The sequence below is a fragment of the Roseomonas genomospecies 6 genome (assembly GCF_008365375.1).
In the GTDB taxonomy this organism is placed as follows: domain Bacteria; phylum Pseudomonadota; class Alphaproteobacteria; order Azospirillales; family Azospirillaceae; genus Azospirillum.
On record NZ_QOKW01000010.1, the window covers coordinates 145,589 to 161,808 of the forward strand.

Here is a 16,220-nt window from a genome sequence, read left to right on the forward strand (position 1 = left end):
TCAGGCGGCCATCTGCTCCAGGGTATCGGCTAGGGAAGTTTCGGCCGTGGGGGTTCCGGCCAGGGCGTCGGCGTCCTCCGCGACGGGAAGGCCCGCCCAGGGGATCAGCTCCCGTCCGGTGTTGGCGAGGCGCTTGGGCTCCATGTGGCCGATCACCGCCGTGCCTTCCCGCGCGATCCGCAGGATGTCGCCGTCCTCCGGAACCAGCGCACGCTCCACGCCGCAGGCGCGGGCGAGGCGGGCGTGGGCCTCCAGATGCTCCATCGTGCCGTGCACCGGAACCGAGAAGCGCGGGCGGATCAGGTCGTACATGCGGATCAGGTCGTCCCGCTTCGGGTGGCCCGACACATGCACCGGCGCGTCGGCGGGGGTCACCACCTCCACGCCCTTGGCCTTCAGATGGTCCTGCACGTCGGCCAGCACCACCTCGTTGCCGGGGATGGCGCGGGCGGAGAAGATCACCGTGTCGCCGCCCTCCAGCCACAACTCGCGGTGGCCGTCACGGGCCAGCCGGCTGAGCGCCGCGCGCTCTTCACCCTGGCTGCCGGTGCACAGGAAAACGAGGTTCCGGCGCGGCGTCCAGGAGGCTTCCATGATGGAGATGAACTCCGGAGCCTTCTCCAGATAGCCGCTGGCGCGGGCCGCCTTCTCCATGCGCAGCATCGACCGGCCGACCAGAACCACCTTGCGGTCGTGGGCCGCCGCGGCTTCCGCCACCGCCTGCATGCGGGCGACGTTGGACGCGAAGCCGGTCACCGCGATGGCGCCCTTGCGCCCGGCGAAGGCCTCGATCAGGCCGGCGCGGGCGTCCGCCTCCGACCCCGTGGTGCCGTCAACGTTGGCGTTGGTGCTGTCGCACATCATCGCCAGCACGCCGCGGTCGCCCAGCCGCTTCAGCGCGTCCAGGTCCATGGTCGGGCCGACCAGCGGGTGCGGGTCGAACTTCCAGTCGCCGGTGTGCAGGACCGTGCCGGCCTTGGTGTGGATCGCCACCGACACCGGCTCGGGGATCGAGTGGGTGACGGTGATGGTCTCGATGCCGAAGGGGCCGATCTCGAAGGAGGCGCCCGGCTCGAACACGCGGATTCGGGCGTGGCGCAGGCCCCCGGACTCCTTCAGCCGGTCGCGGATGACGTGCGCGGCGAAGGGGGTGGCGTAGATCGGGCATTCCAGCCCCGGCCACAGATGGTGGATGGCGCCGATGTGGTCCTCGTGCGCGTGGGTGACGACCAACCCGACCACCTCGTCCATCCGCTCCTCGATGAAGGAGGGATCGGCCATCAGGCTGTCGATGCCCGGCGCCTCGTCACCCATGAAGGCGACCCCGGCGTCAACGATCAGCCATTTCCCGGCATGGCCGTAGAGCGCCATGTTCATGCCGATGCGCGAGCAGCCGCCCATCGGAATGAACAGGATTTCGTCGTTGCCCGGCACCGGGCCGGGAACCGGCGCGCCCGGCGGACGGGTCGCCCGCGGACGCTCGTAAGGCTTGGGGTTCTGGTTCTTCTGGAAACGCGGGCCGCCGGACTTGCCGCTGCGCACATCGCCAACAATCGTGTTCGGGCGGTTGCCGCCAAAATTCGAGTTCGGGCGGTTGCCGCCCTTGGGCGCCGCGCGGCGGCGCTTGGAATCAAACGTCATTCGTCCTTCAGCTTTACGACATCTCAGCCGGCATTCAACGCTGCCGGACGGGCGTGCATCGCGGGTCGATGCGGATCTCGGGGTCTCCCCGGCCATACCGGCGGCGCCAGGACCGTGGGGATGGGTCGAGGCAGCCGGCCGGAGCGGCCAGGGAGAGGGGTGTTCGAGCCAGTAATCCAGATGGCGGCGCAGGTCAACCGCTGAATCACGGCCCGGAAAGGGGTTCGCCGGTCGGTCACCCGAAGGTCACGGCCATTTTCCGGCGGTGTTACACATATGTTTCCTCCGCCGCCGCGTTCAAGGGGCTGCGTGCGCTGATTTTCCGAGGCTTGGCGGCGGGCGGCGCCGGGCCTGCGACTGCGGGCATTCTGGCGGGGCCGCGGTTGGCTGGGCTGTGCGGCGCGCATGGCAGCGCCGCCGGTCCGCGATCCTTCGCCGCTTCCTCTGTTGAATTCGGACGCCCGGTGAACGGGCACCGTTCAAATGGGGAGCATCCCATGTCCGACTATGAATCCAGGTGGAGGAGCGACCAGGGCTACCGCCGCGACGACGACCGGTGGGAGCGTGATCGTGGACGCGGCGAAGGCCGCGAATGGAGCGGCAGCCCGTACCAGAACCGGGGCCGCGACGAGTTCGGCCAATCCGGTTCAAGCTGGGGCCAATCCGGCCGTTCGAGCATGATGGGCGGCGGTGGACGCCAGCCCGGCTACGGCTATGAGGGCCAGGGCCGCGAAGGCTACGACTATGGCCGGGACTATTGGCGCCAGCAGGAAGGCCGCGGCGATTACGGCCAGGGCTCCGGCTCCGGCGATTACGGGTCCCGCGGCTCCTTCGGCCAGGGCCAGCGCGACTGGCGCGGGCGCGACGAGCGTCAGAACTATGACGACCGCGGCGACTACGGCCAGGACTTCGGCTACCGCGGCGGTTTCGGGCGCTCCGACTATGGGCGTTCCGACTATGGGCGTTCCGATTACGGCAGCGGAGGTTTCAGCAGCCGTGATTACGGCAGCCGCAGCCAAGGCAGCGACTACGGTTCGCGCGGCTATGGAAGCCGGGACCAGGGAAGCCGGGACTACGGCCGCATGGGCTACAGTGGCGGAGGCTATGGCGGCGGGAGCGGCGGCTATGGCCGCAACGAGGACCGCGGCTTCTTCGAACGGGCCGGCGACGAGGTGGCCTCCTGGTTCGGCGACGAGGACGCGGAACGCCGCCGCCGCATGGATGCCCGTCATGACGATTCGGGCGCCCAGCACCACCGGGGCCGCGGGCCGCGCGGCTACACCCGCTCCGACGACCGCATCCGCGAGGACGTGAACGACCGTCTGACCGACGATCCCTACATCGACGCGTCGGAGATCGACGTGACCGTCAGCAACTGCGAAGTCACGCTGAGCGGCACGGTGGACGACCGCCGGACCAAGCGCCGCGCCGAGGACATGGCGGAGACGATCTCCGGCGTCCGCCATGTGCAGAACAACCTGCGCGTCCGCCAGCATACCCACGGCAGCGGTGGCACCACCGCCGGCGCGTCGGCCATGGCCGGGCTTGGATCGACCGGCATGGGCACCACCGGTATGGGCACGTCCGGAACCGGCACTTCGGGAACCGGAATGACCGGCACCGGCAGCACCGGCACGAGCGGGACCGCCGGCACCACGGGCAGCACCGTGTCCGGCACCAGCCGCACCGTCCGCTGATTCCGTCCGATTCCGTCCGATCCCGTCCCAACCGCGCCCCTCCCGCCTCCACGGGTGGGAGGGGCGCCTCCTCCGCCGGCCAACCTTCCGTCAGTCGCCGTCCTGGCGCTGCTCCGCCGGCTTTTCCGCGCGGGTCAGGTTGAACGCGGTGTTGATCAGCGCGATGTGGGAGAAGGCCTGCGGAAAATTGCCGACCAGCCGCTTCGCCTTCGTGTCGTATTCCTCCGACAGGAGGCCCAGATCGTTGCGCAGGGCGAGCAGCCGCCCGAACAGCGCCTCCGCCTCCGCCTGACGCCCCTGAAGCACATAGACGTCCGCCAGCCAGAAGGAGCAGGCGAGGAACACCCCCTCCCCGTCGGGAAGCCCGTCGTCGGTCCTCTCCGTCCGGTAGCGCATGACGAGGCCGTCCTGGATCAGTTCCCGTTCGATGGCGGCGACCGTGCCCTGGATGCGGGGGTCGCCCACCGGCAGGAATCCGACCATCGGCAGCATCAGAAGGGCGGCGTCGACGTGTTCGGCGCCGTAATGCTGGACGAAGCTCCGCCGTTTCTCCGAATAGCCGTTGGCGCAGACATCCTCGAAGATCGCCCGCCGCAGCGCCTTCCAGCGGTCGAGCGGCGCCTCCAGACCGAATTTCTCGGCGCTCTTCACCATGCGGTCCACCGCGACCCAGGCCATCACCTTGGAATGGGTGAAGTGCCGCGCGCCGCCGCGCACCTCCCAAATGCCTTCGTCGGGCTGGTCCCACACCGATTCCATGTGGTCGAGCAGCGCGCGCTGCACACTCCAGGCCTCCGGCTTGATGGTGATGCCGCGCAACCGCGCCTGGTGGGCCGCGTCCATCATCTCGCCATAGACGTCGAGCTGGAGCTGTGGAGCCGCGGCGTTGCCGACGCGCACCGGGCCGGCGCCCTCGTAGCCCGGCAGCCAGGGCACCTCCCATTCCAGCAGGCGCCGCTCCCCGGCGATGCCGTACATGATCTGGATTTGCTGCGGGCTGCCCGCGATGGTGCGCAGGCCCCAATCGCGCCAGTCCATCGCCTCCTGCAGATAGCCGGCGTTCATCAGCGCCAGCAGGGTCAGGGTGGCGTCGCGCAGCCAGCAATAGCGGTAGTCCCAGTTCCGCACCCCGCCGAGCTGTTCGGGAAGCGAGGTGGTCGGGGCGGCGACGATGCCCCCGGTCGGGCGGTAGGTGAGCGCCTTCAGCGTGACCAGCGACCGCAGCACGGCGTCGCGCCAGGGACCGCGGTGGGTGCAGCGCCCGCTCCACTCCTCCCAGTAATGCTCGGTCTCGGTCAGGGCCTGTTCGGCGTCGACCGGCTCCGGCAGCGGCAGATGCGAGGCGGAGTAGGTCATCACGAAGCAGACGCTTTCCCCCGCCGCCACGGTGAAGTCGGCGACGGTGCTCAGATCCTCCCCGTGGATCGGGGCGCTGGTGTGCAGCACCACCATGTCCGGCCCGGCGATGGCGCGCAGGGTCTGCGGGCCGATGCGCGTCACCCATGGCACGATGTGCCCGTAACCGAACCGCAGGGTCAGGTCCATCCGCATGGCGACGCGCCCGCGCCGCCCGCGCAGGATGCGGACGATGTCCGACGCCTCGCCGCGCGGAGGCATGAAGTCGATCATGGTGACGGCTCCCTCCGCCGTCTCGAACTCCGTCTCCACGATCAGGCTGTCGCCGCGGTAGCGCCGGGCCGTCCGCGCCTCGGGATCGCGCGGGCGCAGCAGCCAGCGCCCGTTCTCCGGGGTGCCCAGCAGAGCGGCGAAACAGGCGTCGGAATCGAAACGCGGCCAGCACAGCCAGTCGATGGAGCCTTCGACGGACAGGAGGGCTGCGGTTTCGCAGTCCCCCAGAAGAGCGTAATCCTCGATGCGGGAGGCCATGGCACGGTCTCGGACGATGGCAAGGGGTGCCGATGGGCAACGGACCATGGTCGCCCCGGGTTCCCGCCGGAGGTGCCACGGTCACGACGAAGGTCAGACGTCCGGTTTGACGATTCTGGCCCCCGGACCCGCGTGGTAGCGTTTGCGCCCGTCAGCCGGCCGCAAGCGCATCGCCGCGGAAAACGCATGGGGACCGCCATGAGAGCAGGACGCACCACGACCCGGCTGGCGGCGGCCGCCGTTCTTCTCGCGGGTCTGCCGATGGCGGCGGACGCGGAGCCCGCCACCGTCTCCCTGCGGCCCGGCAGCGACATCCAGGCGGCGGTGGACCGCCATCCCCCCGGCACGCGCTTCCGGCTGGAGGCGGGCGTCCACCGGCTGCAGTCGATCGATCCCAAGGATCAGACCATCTTCGAAGGCGCCCCCGGCGCGGTGCTGAGCGGGGCGCGGCGGCTGACCTCCTTCATCCGCCGTGGCCCGGTCTGGGTCGCCCGCGGGCAGACGCAGGAGGGCTGGGTCAACGCCGCGGAATTCTGCCGCGCCGGCTTTCCCCGCTGCGCCCATCCGGAGGACCTGTTCATCGACGACGCGCCGATGCTGCATGTCGGCAGCCGGTCCGCCGTCGGGCCGGGGCGCTGGTTCTTCGACTACGACGCCGACGAGATCGTGATGGGCGACGATCCCACGGGGCGGACGGTGGAAACCAGCGTCACCCCCCGCGCCTTCGGCGGCAAGGCGACCGGCGTCGTCATTCAGGACCTGACCATCGAGAAATACGCCTCCCCCGTCCAGGCCGCCGCCATCGACGCGGAGTTCGGCCGCGCCTGGACCGTCCGGAACAGCGTCGTGCGCCTGAACCACGGCGTCGGCGTCAACGCCGGCACGGGGAGCCGGATTCTGGACAACCGCATCCAGGACAACGGCCATGCCGGCTTTTCCGGGTCCGGAACGGATTTCCTGATCGCCGGGAACGAGATCACGCGGAACGGCTATGCCGGCGTCGATTTCTATTGGGAAGGCGGCGGCGGCAAGATCACGGAATCCCCCGGCGGCGGAGTCATCCGCCGCAATTGCGTGCATGGCAATGTGGGCGCCGGGCTCTGGGCCGACATCGACGTGTATGGGCTCGTGATCGAGGACAATGTGGTCTTCGGCAACGCCGACAACGGCATCACCTACGAAATCAGCTACGACGGCGTGATCCGCAACAACCGCGTCGCCGACAACGGGAAGCAGGGCCAGGGCTGGTTCTGGGGCGCCCAGATCCTGATTTCCAGCGCGCAGGGCGTGAAGGTCTACGGGAACGACATCGACGTGCCGGGCGGCTATGGCAACGCGGTGATGGTGGTGTCCCAGGACCGCGCGCCCTACACCCCCGCCGTCGGCAACGAGATCTTCGCCAACCGCATCGTCATCCGCAACGCCGATGCGCGCGTCGGCGCCGTCACCGACGTGGACGCCGACAACGCCGCGGTCGCCACCGGAAACCGGCTGTACGGCAACAGCTATCATCTGGCGGATCTGGGCAAGCGCGTCTGGTTCTGGAACGACGCGGATGCCGACTGGAACGCCATCCGCGCCCTGGGGCAGGAGACGGGAAGCGCCCTCGACGCCGACCTTCCACAAAAGACTCCGCCAAGCTGTTCTTCCATTGCGGCCGCGGACAGGAGCCGATGACTTTCTCTTGCCATTTCTTCCGCAAGGAGAAAACCCGGCGCGCACCGGCAAGGAGAAGTTTTGTCGAGACCGTTACAATTTTGAAAAAATCTCTAATTTGGGGGTACTTTGCGGTTATCTGCGCACAGTCTTATGATCTTGTTTGCGATTGACGCTCCAAAACACCTGCGATGTTATGGACTGAGCGGCGGTCGCAAGAAACCTCCTGGGACATCGCATCTTCGCCTGATCCTGTTCACTTGATCGAAAAGGCCAAAGCCTTCGCGAAAGACGCGATCTTGGCGGCGATCCTGGGGGCGGCGATCCTGGGCGGTTCAGCAAGCGGTTTCGTATGGAGGGACGGTTCGGGGCGTGTGGCAGAAGGAGTCACTGGATGTTGCCGTGCAAAGACGGAGAGCGCTTGCAAAACGCCTTCCGCCGCGCCCCTTCGGCCATGTTCCTCACGCCTGACCGTATCCTGGCCACCAGTTCCATGACCGGCGCGTCCGTGAACGTCTTCCCGATGAACGCATCCACACAGCCGAACGCAGCATTCTCCGGCGCGGCATCCCAGGCCGCGGCGTCGGTCAACGACTCCGGCCCGTTCGCGTCCTATTACCGGATTTCCGGGGGCGCGAGACCCCTGGGGGAGGATCAGATCGTCACGGCCATCCTGCACGACGAAACACCACTGACGCGCGAGAGCCTGTCCACCAGCCTGAATCTGTGCGGACGGGGGGTGCGGGTGCTGACGGCGGCGTCCGTGGCCGATCTGGAAAGCGCCGTGCGGCGGGACGGCCCACCCAACGTGGCGCTGGCCAACTTCAGCGGGCGGCTCGCCACCGACCCGGAGTTCCACCCGAAGCTGGCGGAACTGCTGGCCGTGCTGGACGGCATCCCGCTCATCATGCTGTCGGACTCCGATGAGACGGCCACCGCGCTGGAGGCCATCCGCCAGGGGGCGCACGGCTACATCTCCACCACCATCGGCCTGACCATGGCGCTGGAGGCGATCCGCCTCGTCGCCGCCGGGGGCATCTTCGTTCCGGCGACCATCCTGCACCGGCTGATCCTGGACCAGGGACCGGCCCCCGTGCTCCATGCTCCCTTGGCCGCGGCCACGCCCACGGTCAACGGCAACCCCCGGCTGACCCAATTGACCCCGCGCCAGATCGCCGTCCTGGAATGCCTTCAGGAAGGCAAGCCGAACAAGGTCATCGCTCACGAGTTGGGAATGCGGGAAAGCACCGTCAAAGTGCATGTGCGGAACATCCTGCGGCGGCTCGGCGCCACCAACCGGACGGAAGCGGTCTGCCGCGTCATGCGCGAGGAGGAGTGGCGCGAGGGAGAGTGACGGGACGCGAACGACGGCGCGGGTCCCGCCCCGCACCGTTCCTCCGTCGCAAACCCCGTCTCCAGCCGACCGGCCCGCTCAGGGCTGGTTCGATTGCATGGCCGCGCTGCGGGACAGATGGGCGTGCGCCATGAAGGCGGCCTCCGTCCGGTTGGTGGCGCCCAGCTTCTTCAGCACGTTGCGCACATGCGCCTTGGCGGTGTTCTCGCACATGCCCAGCATGTACGCGATGATCTTGTTCGACTTGCCTTCGCGCATGCAGGTCAGCACGGCCATTTCCCGTGGCGTCAGGCCGCCGATGCGGTCCATCACCGGCACCGCCGCGCCCGGCGGCGGGGTCTGCGGCACCGCGATGCCTCCCGGCATCGGGGCGATGAGCGATTGCAGCGACGTGGCGGGCACGAAGGTGCCACCGGCGGCAACCAGCCGGATCGCCTCCAGCATGACGCCCAGACCCAGGCTGGGAACGATGTAGCCGCGCACGCCGAGGCGCAGGCTCTCCAGGATCATCCCGCCGTCATCGCGGTCGGAGATGATGACCAGAGGCACCGGCAGGCAGGCCGATACGGCGTCGCGGATCGCGGCGCACAGCACGTCGTTCAGTCCCATCTGCGCGCCGATGTTGCACAGTACGACCTCCGCCCGTCCGTCCCGCACCAACGTACCGGCGGCGTCCTTCAGCGACGCGACCGACCGCACGGTCATGTCCTGGCACAGCGTGCCGAGGCCGAGCGCGAAGCAGTCCCGCGTCAGGCTGTTCGGATCGACCAGGACCACCGCCACTCCGGATTGCTGCGTATTTTCCGTCATCATCCGCTCCCCCTTCTGCTCAAACGACATTGCCCATCTCCTCACGCCGGGGTTGCGGATCTTCATCCATCCCCGGATGCGGATGAGCATTCAATTCTCGGGTGAGCACGTCCGCCTGCGGATACTCGGAAAGATTTCAGCTTTTTCATTTTCAGCGCCTTTCCCTGCCGACCACATGGTTTGTTTCTGTTAAAAGATCATCAGGAATGCTTGGGCGTCTTGCATTTGATGTTTTCAACGTTACCAGAACAGCGCGGTCCGTAAATACGCACTTCGATGCAAGGTTGCGCCGGTTCCATGCCTACTCCCGTACCCACTCCGGCGCCTGGAGCACGGCCTTTTCCGGCCATTTGTACGCCTTTGTGAGGAGGGGAGCGGCGTAAGGCGGTCATCCCGGCGCCGGATCGGTTGGTCGCGCCGATGCGTCGCCCTCTCCTTGCGCCCGAAAGAACAGGTCCGAACGGCACAAGACACGGCCAGGAATGCTCTGACCATTGGAAGAGCGGCTGTGAGATGGCGTTGCGCTTCCGGATGTCGAGAGCCGGGACCTCCCCGGAATACACGGAATTCGTTCGGATATGGTTCAATTAGGGGGTAACGGGAGGGGCCGACATAGTTAATTCTGCGCGGGATTGACGTTGACGGACTCGCGGGTGCAATGCAGCAATATCAGGGACGACGGCGCCGCCCGCCGGCGGAGCGGGGGGCGTAGCGGGAAAACGGGCCGGGAGACATCGTTCATGGCATCGAACGCAATGGCGGCTCCATCGCCCTGCGGCCCCGGGCCGGCGAACGGGCACCGGAGCATCGCGGCCCTTCTTCTGGACGAAACGCCGCTGACCCGTGAATGCCTGTCCGCCGGCCTCAGCCTGCGCGACCCGTCCCTGCAGGTGACCACCGCGGCGTCGCTGGAGGAGGCGAAGGCGATGCTCGCGACCGGGGCCGCGCCCGCCGTGGTGCTGTGCAACCTCGTCAGCCTGACCCCGCCGGACGGCAGCGCCCTGGCGACGCTGCGCGTCCTCGCCGGCGCTTTCGGCGACACCCCGCTGGTCGTCCTGTCCGAAGGAGAAGAGGCCGACCTGCCGCTGGAGGCTTGCCGGCTCGGTGTGCGGGGCTGTCTGCCGACCAGCGTCGGCCTCGCCGTCGCTCAGGAGGCCGTGCGGCTGGTGGCGAGCGGCGGGACGTTCTTTCCCTCACCCTTCCTGCATCGCCTCCTGCAACAGTGCGAGGCTGTGCCGGAGGACCCGCCGGCACCGCCCTGCGGGGCGGCGCTGACCGCGCGCCAGCGCGGCGTTCTGCAACGGCTTCGGGAAGGAAAGACGAACCGCGTCATCGCACAGGAGCTTGGGATCAGCGAGAACACGGCGAAGGTCCATGTGCGCGGCATCCTCCGCAAGCTGGGCGCGGCCAACAGGGCCGACGCCGTGCGCAAGGCCTGGCAACCGGCCGAGCCGGCCGCTCATAAAACACTCAGCCGGGATCGGGGCTGACCGTACCGCCGTCGTGGATCAGACGCAGGGCGGCGATGACCTCAGCCAGCGGCATCCGCCCGCTCAGCACTCCACGCAGGCCGAGACGCGCCGCCGCGTCGGTCACCGTGGGGCCGGGCCGGTCGGCCAGCAAGGCAACGGGGGGATGGGTGGTGCCGCCCGTCAGCGCGCCCAGAAGCTGGCCGATGTCGCCCTTGGCCGGATCGGCGCGCCCGATGTTCACCAGCACCACGTCGGAACCGCGCAACGCGGCGGGCAGGTCGGCCAGCGCCGCGGCGCTGCGCCGGTGGCTGACCGCGACATCGGGAGCCGAAGCGTTGATGGCGGCGGCGAGGCTTTCGCCGAACAGGGACCGGTCATCGATCAGCAGGACGGCGATCGGCGCCCGCCCGCCGGTCCGCACCTCCGGACGGGGTGAATGGGGACCGCCCCGCGCGCCGGGGGGCACACGGGGCATGAACTCTCGGCGGTTGCCGGCCGGCGCGTCCAAGCCAAGCATGGCTGTGTCTTTCGGAATCGAGAGATCCCAGCCGATCCCCGCGCCGGGCCGCCGCCGCCGAAGCAGGGACGGCCCGTTCAGGGGACCGGTGCGTGGCCGGCGTCCGCGGGCATCGAGCCCGCGTCAATCAGCCAGATCGGAAGCGGCCTCCGCAAGGCGTCCGGAGAAGGGAAGCACACAGGCGTCGCCCGCGAAGCTGTTGCTGAGCAGCATGGCCTCCGCCGCCTTGCGCCGCTTCGCCGTATCCGGGCGCAGGCTCTCGGGCCAGACATCGCGCCGCCCGACGGAGCAGTAGTGGAACCCCTCCGCCGCCATGGCCGCCGGGTCGTAGACGTTGCGCAGATCGACCATCACCGGGCGCCGCATCAGGCTGCGCACGCGGCCCAGGTCCAACGCGCGGAACTCGTTCCATTCCGTCAGGATGGTCACGCAGTCCGCCTCCGCCAGCGGGGCGTAGGCGTCTTCGTGCCAGACCACGCCGGGCAGCAGATGGCGGCCCTCCTCCATGCCGGCGGGGTCGTAGACATGGACCGTGGCGCCGGCCTCCTGGAGCAGCGGGATGATCTCCAGGCTCGCCGCCTCGCGCATGTCGTTGGTGTCGGGCTTGAAGGTGATGCCAAGCACCGCGATCCTCCTGCCCGCCGCGTCGGGGCCGCAGGCCTGGAGAATCCGCGCGGCCATCTGCCGCTTGCGCGCCCGGTTCACGTCCACCACCGTTTCGATCAGCCGCACCGGCGAGTCGTGCTGCCGCCCGGTGCGGACCAGCGCTTCCGTGTCCTTGGGGAAGCAGGAGCCGCCGAAGCCCGGCCCGGCGTTCAGGAAGGGGCGCCCGATGCGGCCGTCCAGCCCCATGCCCGCCGCCACGTCCTGCACGTCCGCCCCCACCCGCTCGCACAGGTCAGCCACTTCGTTGATGAAGGTGATCTTGAAGGCCAGGAAGGCGTTCGCCGAGTATTTCGTCAGCTCCGCCGTTTCGATCCCGGTGCGCACGAAGGGCGTCCCGGCGCGGATCAGCGGCTGGTAGAGCGTCTCCATGACCGATCGCGCGCGGTCGGACTCGGCGCCGATCACCACGCGGTCCGGCTGCATGAAATCGCCGATGGCGGAGCCTTCGCGCAGGAATTCCGGGTTGGACACCACGTCGAACTCGGCGCGCGGGTTGACGTCCCGCACCAGCGCGGCGATCTGGCGCCCGGTGCCGACCGGCACGGTCGATTTGGTGACGATGACGGTGTAGCGGGACATGGTCCGCGCGATCTCCGCCGCCGCCGCGAAGACGTAGGTCAGGTCCGCCCCGCCGTCGCCGGGACGGGAGGGGGTGCCGACCGCGATCAGAACGACGTCCGCCCCCTGCATCGCGACCGCGAGGTCGGAGGTGAAGGACAGCCGGTCCGCCGCCATGTTGCGCGCCACCAGGACGTCGAGGCCGGGTTCGTAGATGGGAATCTCGCCGCCCGTCAGGCGCCGGATCTTCGTTTCGTCCTTGTCGACGCAGCACACCTCGATGCCGAATTCGGCAAAGCAGGCGCCGGACACGAGGCCGACATAGCCGGTCCCCACAACCGCGATCCGCATGGTTCCGCTCCTATTCCTTGATGGCGTTTCCGACCCCGTCCCGGGCCGGCTCGGCGCTAGGGCCGTCAGGCCACGGCGCGCTCCGCCATTCCATTGTCCAGGCCGTTCTCGCGCAGCGCCCAGCGCACGGTCTCCGCCAACCCCTGCTCCAGCGGCGTGCGCGGCGTCCAGCCGAGCACCGCCCCGGCGTAGGATACGTCCGCCTGCACGCTCCGCTGTTCGCCCGGACGTTCGGGGTGATGGAGCACGGGATGGTCCGCCCGCGTCCGCCCCAGCGCCTCCAGCGCGAGGTCCGCCAGCTCGCTGATGCTGGTCTGCCGCCCGCTGCCCAGGTTGAAGATCTTCCCGTGGCTGTCCGGGTTGTCGAGCGCGCCGACCCAGGCGTCCACCACGTCGTCGATGAAGACGAAATCGCGGGTCTGCCTGCCGTCGCCGTAGATGCGGATCGGCTCGCCCCGGATGATGTTGCCCAGGAAGATGCCCAGCACGCCCTGGTAGGGGTTGTCCACCGCCTGCCGCGGTCCGTAGACGTTGTACATGCGGAAGGACGTGACGGCCAATCCGCCCGGCAGGTCGGGCCGCGCCGCGGTCAGATGCACGTAGCGCTCGCCCGCGTACTTCGTCACGCCGTAGTAGGACACCGGGGAACAGGGCGTCTCCTCCGGGGTCGGCACCACCTCCGCGTTGCCGTAAGCGCTCATCGAACTGGCGTAGAGAAGACGCTTCACCCCGCGCTCCACGCACTGCTGGAGGACGTTCACCGTCCCTTCCACGTTGGTGCGCAGGTCGCCGACCGGGTTGCTGAAGGCGCGGATGATCGACACCTGCCCGGCGATGTGGATCACCGCGTCGGGCAGCTCCTCGAACGCCCGGTCCAGGTCGGCGGGGTTCGTCACGTCGCCGCGGATGTAGCGCACCTCCGCCGGCACGTTGGAACGCAGCCCGGTGGACTCGTTGTCGATCACCGACACCCGGTGGCCGAGCGACACGAGCCGGTGCGTGATGTGGGACCCGATGAATCCGGCCCCGCCCGTTACAAGAACGTTCATTGGTTTCTCCACCGCACAGGGTTCGGGTTACGCGCTGAGGGCGATGCGGCCCGCTTCCACCTGGCTCTGATCGGTGGGCAGGCTGTTCTGGGCGAGGTAGCCTTCCGCCCAATCCCACAGCCGGCGGATGCCGGTGTCGCGGTCCACCTGCGGGCGCCAGCCGAGGACCTCCTCCGCCTTGCGGATGTCGCTGACGTAGCAGGGCTGGTCGCCGGGCCGCCAGTCGGAGAAATCGGCCTCGACCGGCTCGCCGCGCAGGGTGGACAGCATCTCCCCGAACTCGCGCCAGACCGAGATGGTGTTTTCCGGCCCGCCGCCGATGTTAAAGACCTGCCCGCGGCTGACGTCGATCTTCTCGGTGGCGAGGCGGAAGGCGCGCACCAGATCCTCCACGAACAGCACGTCGCGCACCTGCATGCCGTCGCCGTAGATGTGGATGGGCCGCCCGGCCAGCGCCGAGATGATGAAATGCGCGACCCAGCCCTGATCCTCGTTGCCGAACTGGCGCGGGCCGTAGATGCAGCTCATGCGGAAGACCACGGTCGGCAGGTCGTAGATGCGGGCGTAGTCGCGCACATACTGGTCCGCCGCCCCCTTGGAACAGCCGTAGGGCGAATGGAAATCCAGCGGCTCCGTCTCCGAAACGCCGAGCGGGCGGTCCACGAAGCGGTAGCGGCTGCCGGTCTGCTCCACCGCCACATGCTCCAGCCCGCCATAGACCTTGTTGGTCGAGGTGAAGACCACCTTCGGCGGGTTCTTCATCCGGCGCGCCGCCTCCAGCACGTTGAAGGTGCCGAGCGCGTTGATGTCGAAGTCGGTGCGGGGATCGTCCAGCGACGAGGTGACCGCCACCTGCCCGGCGAGGTGATAGACCTCCTCCGCCCCGGCCATGCAGGATTTGACGGCGGCGTAGTCGCGCACGTCCGCCTTCATGAAGGTCAGGCGGGCCCCGGCGTTCAGGCTTTGCAGCCACGCCGCGTTCCGCTCGCTGCCCGGGCGCAGCAGGGCGTCCAGGACGACGACGTCGCGCCCGTCCTCCAGCAGGTTCCTGACCAGATTGCAGCCGACGAAGCCGGCCCCGCCGGTCACGAGCGTCTTGCCTTCCATCGTGTTCTTCTCCATTTCTGCGGCTTTTAGCGGGTGGGCAGGGTTTGAAGCGGCCTTGTTTCAGGCGGCCTTCAGGACGGCGGCGCCCGCGGGGCGGCGGATCACCGCCTCGTACAGCCGGTGCGTGTCGGCGGCGGCGACTGTCCAATCGAAGCGCTGCGTGGCGCGCTGGCGGCCATGGCGGCCCATCCGCACCCGCCGCTCGGGGTCCGCGGCCAGCCGTTCGACGGCGGCGCGCAGGGCCTGCGGGTCGCCGGGCTCGACGATGACCGCGCAGTCTTCGTCGACCTGGTGCGGGATGCCGCCTACCCGGCTCGCCACCACCGGAACCCCGAAGGCCATCGCCTCCAGGATCACGTTGGGGAAGGTGTCGGCCAGGGTCGGGAAGACGAACAGGTCGGAGCGGCGGAACATGGCGGCCACCTCCGCCTCGGCCAGATTGCCGGTGAAGTGGATGGTCTGGCCCGGGCCGCAGCGGCGCCGGTAGCCCTCGTAATCGACGAAGTCCCGCTTCTCTCCGCCGACGATCAGCGTGAAGGGGATGGGCAGCCCCACGAAGGCGTCGAGCAGCACGCCCAGCCCCTTGTTGGCCGTGTGGTTGGCCAGGAAGAAGGCCGTGAAGGGGCCGCCGCCCTCCTCGCGCTCCGGAATGCCGAATTTGCGGTGGATGTCCCGGTCCGCCGGGGTCGGCGCCCCCCAATCCTGCGGGCGGTCCACGCCGTAGGGGACGACCGCGATGTCCTCCCCCGTAAAGCCGAAATCGCGGACGATGGGCAGGTCCACCGGGGAGATCGCGCAGATCGCCGCGGCGTTGCGCACCACGTAGCGGACCGGGCGGTCGATCAGCAGGTCCCACGCCAGCCGCCGTGCCGCGTCCATGCGCCGGAAGGCCGTCGGGTTGCTGATTTCCACGAAGCCGTGGGTGGACACCACATAGGGCACGCCCTTCGCCACGCAGGCGCGGGCCACCCGCATCATCTCCAGCGCCGGGATCGGGTTGTGGATGTGGACCAGATCATAGGACCCGTCGCGGATCAGCGCCGGAATGCCGGACCGGTAGAACAGGGTCTTCGCGCGGTTGGGCAGGACGGAATCGAGCCCGATGAAGGGGGTGGCAAAGGGGGTGGAGGTCGGCACCTCGATCCGTTCGCCCGGCTTGCCGAGGTCCATCGGAACCCGGCTCGCCATGCCCATGTTCGCGATGTCGATGTGGTCGTGCGCCTGCAACGCGACGCTCAGCTTCTCCGCCGCCTTGCTGGCGCCGCTGACCGCCAGATGCGGCGGGACGACGATCGCCGACAGGATCTTCAGGCTCATCGCAGGAATCCTCGACTGTCATGGAATCGCGGACCGTCTTGGCCGCGGCTCATGTCGATGTTCTGGGATCGCTCAGGTACATCCGCCGATGTCGGACCGTTTCATTTTAAAAACGGCAAACATGCTCACAGCATCGGC

The 16,220-nt window shown here is 68.7% G+C and carries 12 protein-coding genes; 4 read left to right on the forward strand and 8 right to left on the reverse strand.

Annotated elements, in window-relative coordinates; all coding sequences use genetic code 11:
* The gene (locus DS843_RS14880) at positions 1 to 1,641 is read right to left on the reverse strand and encodes a ribonuclease J (RefSeq protein ID WP_286192106.1); all 1,641 of its coding nucleotides are present in this window, start codon (positions 1,639 to 1,641) and stop codon (positions 1 to 3) included.
* Between the two features lie 497 nt (positions 1,642 to 2,138).
* On the opposite strand from DS843_RS14880, the gene DS843_RS14885 reads away from it, so the two are divergent.
* Positions 2,139 to 3,338, forward strand: a complete 1,200-nt coding sequence (locus tag DS843_RS14885; protein WP_149469672.1) for a BON domain-containing protein — start codon at positions 2,139 to 2,141, stop codon at positions 3,336 to 3,338.
* 90 nt (positions 3,339 to 3,428) lie between these two features.
* Here the strand turns inward: DS843_RS14885 and DS843_RS14890 are convergent, their stop codons facing one another.
* Positions 3,429 to 5,225: a glycoside hydrolase family 15 protein gene (locus DS843_RS14890; protein ID WP_149469673.1), complete on the reverse strand. Its 1,797-nt coding sequence runs from the start codon at positions 5,223 to 5,225 to the stop codon at positions 3,429 to 3,431.
* A 198-nt stretch (positions 5,226 to 5,423) separates the two neighbouring features.
* Here DS843_RS14890 and DS843_RS14895 point away from each other — a divergent pair, with 198 nt between their 5' ends.
* Positions 5,424 to 6,902, forward strand: a complete 1,479-nt coding sequence (locus DS843_RS14895; protein ID WP_286192107.1) for a right-handed parallel beta-helix repeat-containing protein — start codon at positions 5,424 to 5,426, stop codon at positions 6,900 to 6,902.
* Positions 6,903 to 7,404: 502 nt separating this feature from the next.
* Positions 7,405 to 8,235, forward strand: a complete 831-nt coding sequence (locus tag DS843_RS14900) for a response regulator transcription factor (RefSeq protein ID WP_286192108.1) — start codon at positions 7,405 to 7,407, stop codon at positions 8,233 to 8,235.
* 78 nt (positions 8,236 to 8,313) lie between these two features.
* Here DS843_RS14900 and DS843_RS14905 read toward each other — a convergent pair whose 3' ends face one another.
* On the reverse strand, positions 8,314 to 9,075 hold the full coding sequence (locus DS843_RS14905) for a response regulator transcription factor (RefSeq protein ID WP_286192109.1): 762 nt from the start codon (positions 9,073 to 9,075) through the stop codon (positions 8,314 to 8,316).
* A gap of 710 nt (positions 9,076 to 9,785) precedes the next feature.
* Between DS843_RS14905 and DS843_RS14910 the strand changes: the two genes are divergently transcribed.
* On the forward strand, positions 9,786 to 10,535 hold the full coding sequence (locus tag DS843_RS14910) for a response regulator transcription factor (protein ID WP_149469675.1): 750 nt from the start codon (positions 9,786 to 9,788) through the stop codon (positions 10,533 to 10,535).
* Here DS843_RS14910 and DS843_RS14915 read toward each other — a convergent pair.
* The 5 genes from DS843_RS14915 to DS843_RS14935 form a co-directional block, all read right to left on the reverse strand.
* The gene (locus DS843_RS14915) at positions 10,516 to 10,992 is read right to left on the reverse strand and encodes a helix-turn-helix domain-containing protein (RefSeq protein WP_286192110.1); all 477 of its coding nucleotides are present in this window, start codon (positions 10,990 to 10,992) and stop codon (positions 10,516 to 10,518) included. The two genes, DS843_RS14910 and DS843_RS14915, sit on opposite strands and share 20 nt — an antisense overlap.
* A gap of 165 nt (positions 10,993 to 11,157) precedes the next feature.
* On the reverse strand, positions 11,158 to 12,609 hold the full coding sequence (locus tag DS843_RS14920; RefSeq protein ID WP_149469677.1) for a UDP-glucose dehydrogenase family protein: 1,452 nt from the start codon (positions 12,607 to 12,609) through the stop codon (positions 11,158 to 11,160).
* Positions 12,610 to 12,674: 65 nt separating this feature from the next.
* Entirely contained in the window at positions 12,675 to 13,658 is a 984-nt protein-coding gene (locus tag DS843_RS14925) for an NAD-dependent epimerase/dehydratase family protein (protein WP_149469678.1), read from the reverse strand.
* A gap of 27 nt (positions 13,659 to 13,685) precedes the next feature.
* Positions 13,686 to 14,765, reverse strand: a complete 1,080-nt coding sequence (locus DS843_RS14930) for an SDR family NAD(P)-dependent oxidoreductase (protein ID WP_149469679.1) — start codon at positions 14,763 to 14,765, stop codon at positions 13,686 to 13,688.
* Between the two features lie 60 nt (positions 14,766 to 14,825).
* A complete protein-coding gene (locus DS843_RS14935; protein WP_149469680.1) occupies positions 14,826 to 16,082 on the reverse strand; it encodes a glycosyltransferase family 4 protein in 1,257 nt (418 codons plus the stop codon).
* Positions 16,083 to 16,220 lie beyond the last annotated feature (138 nt).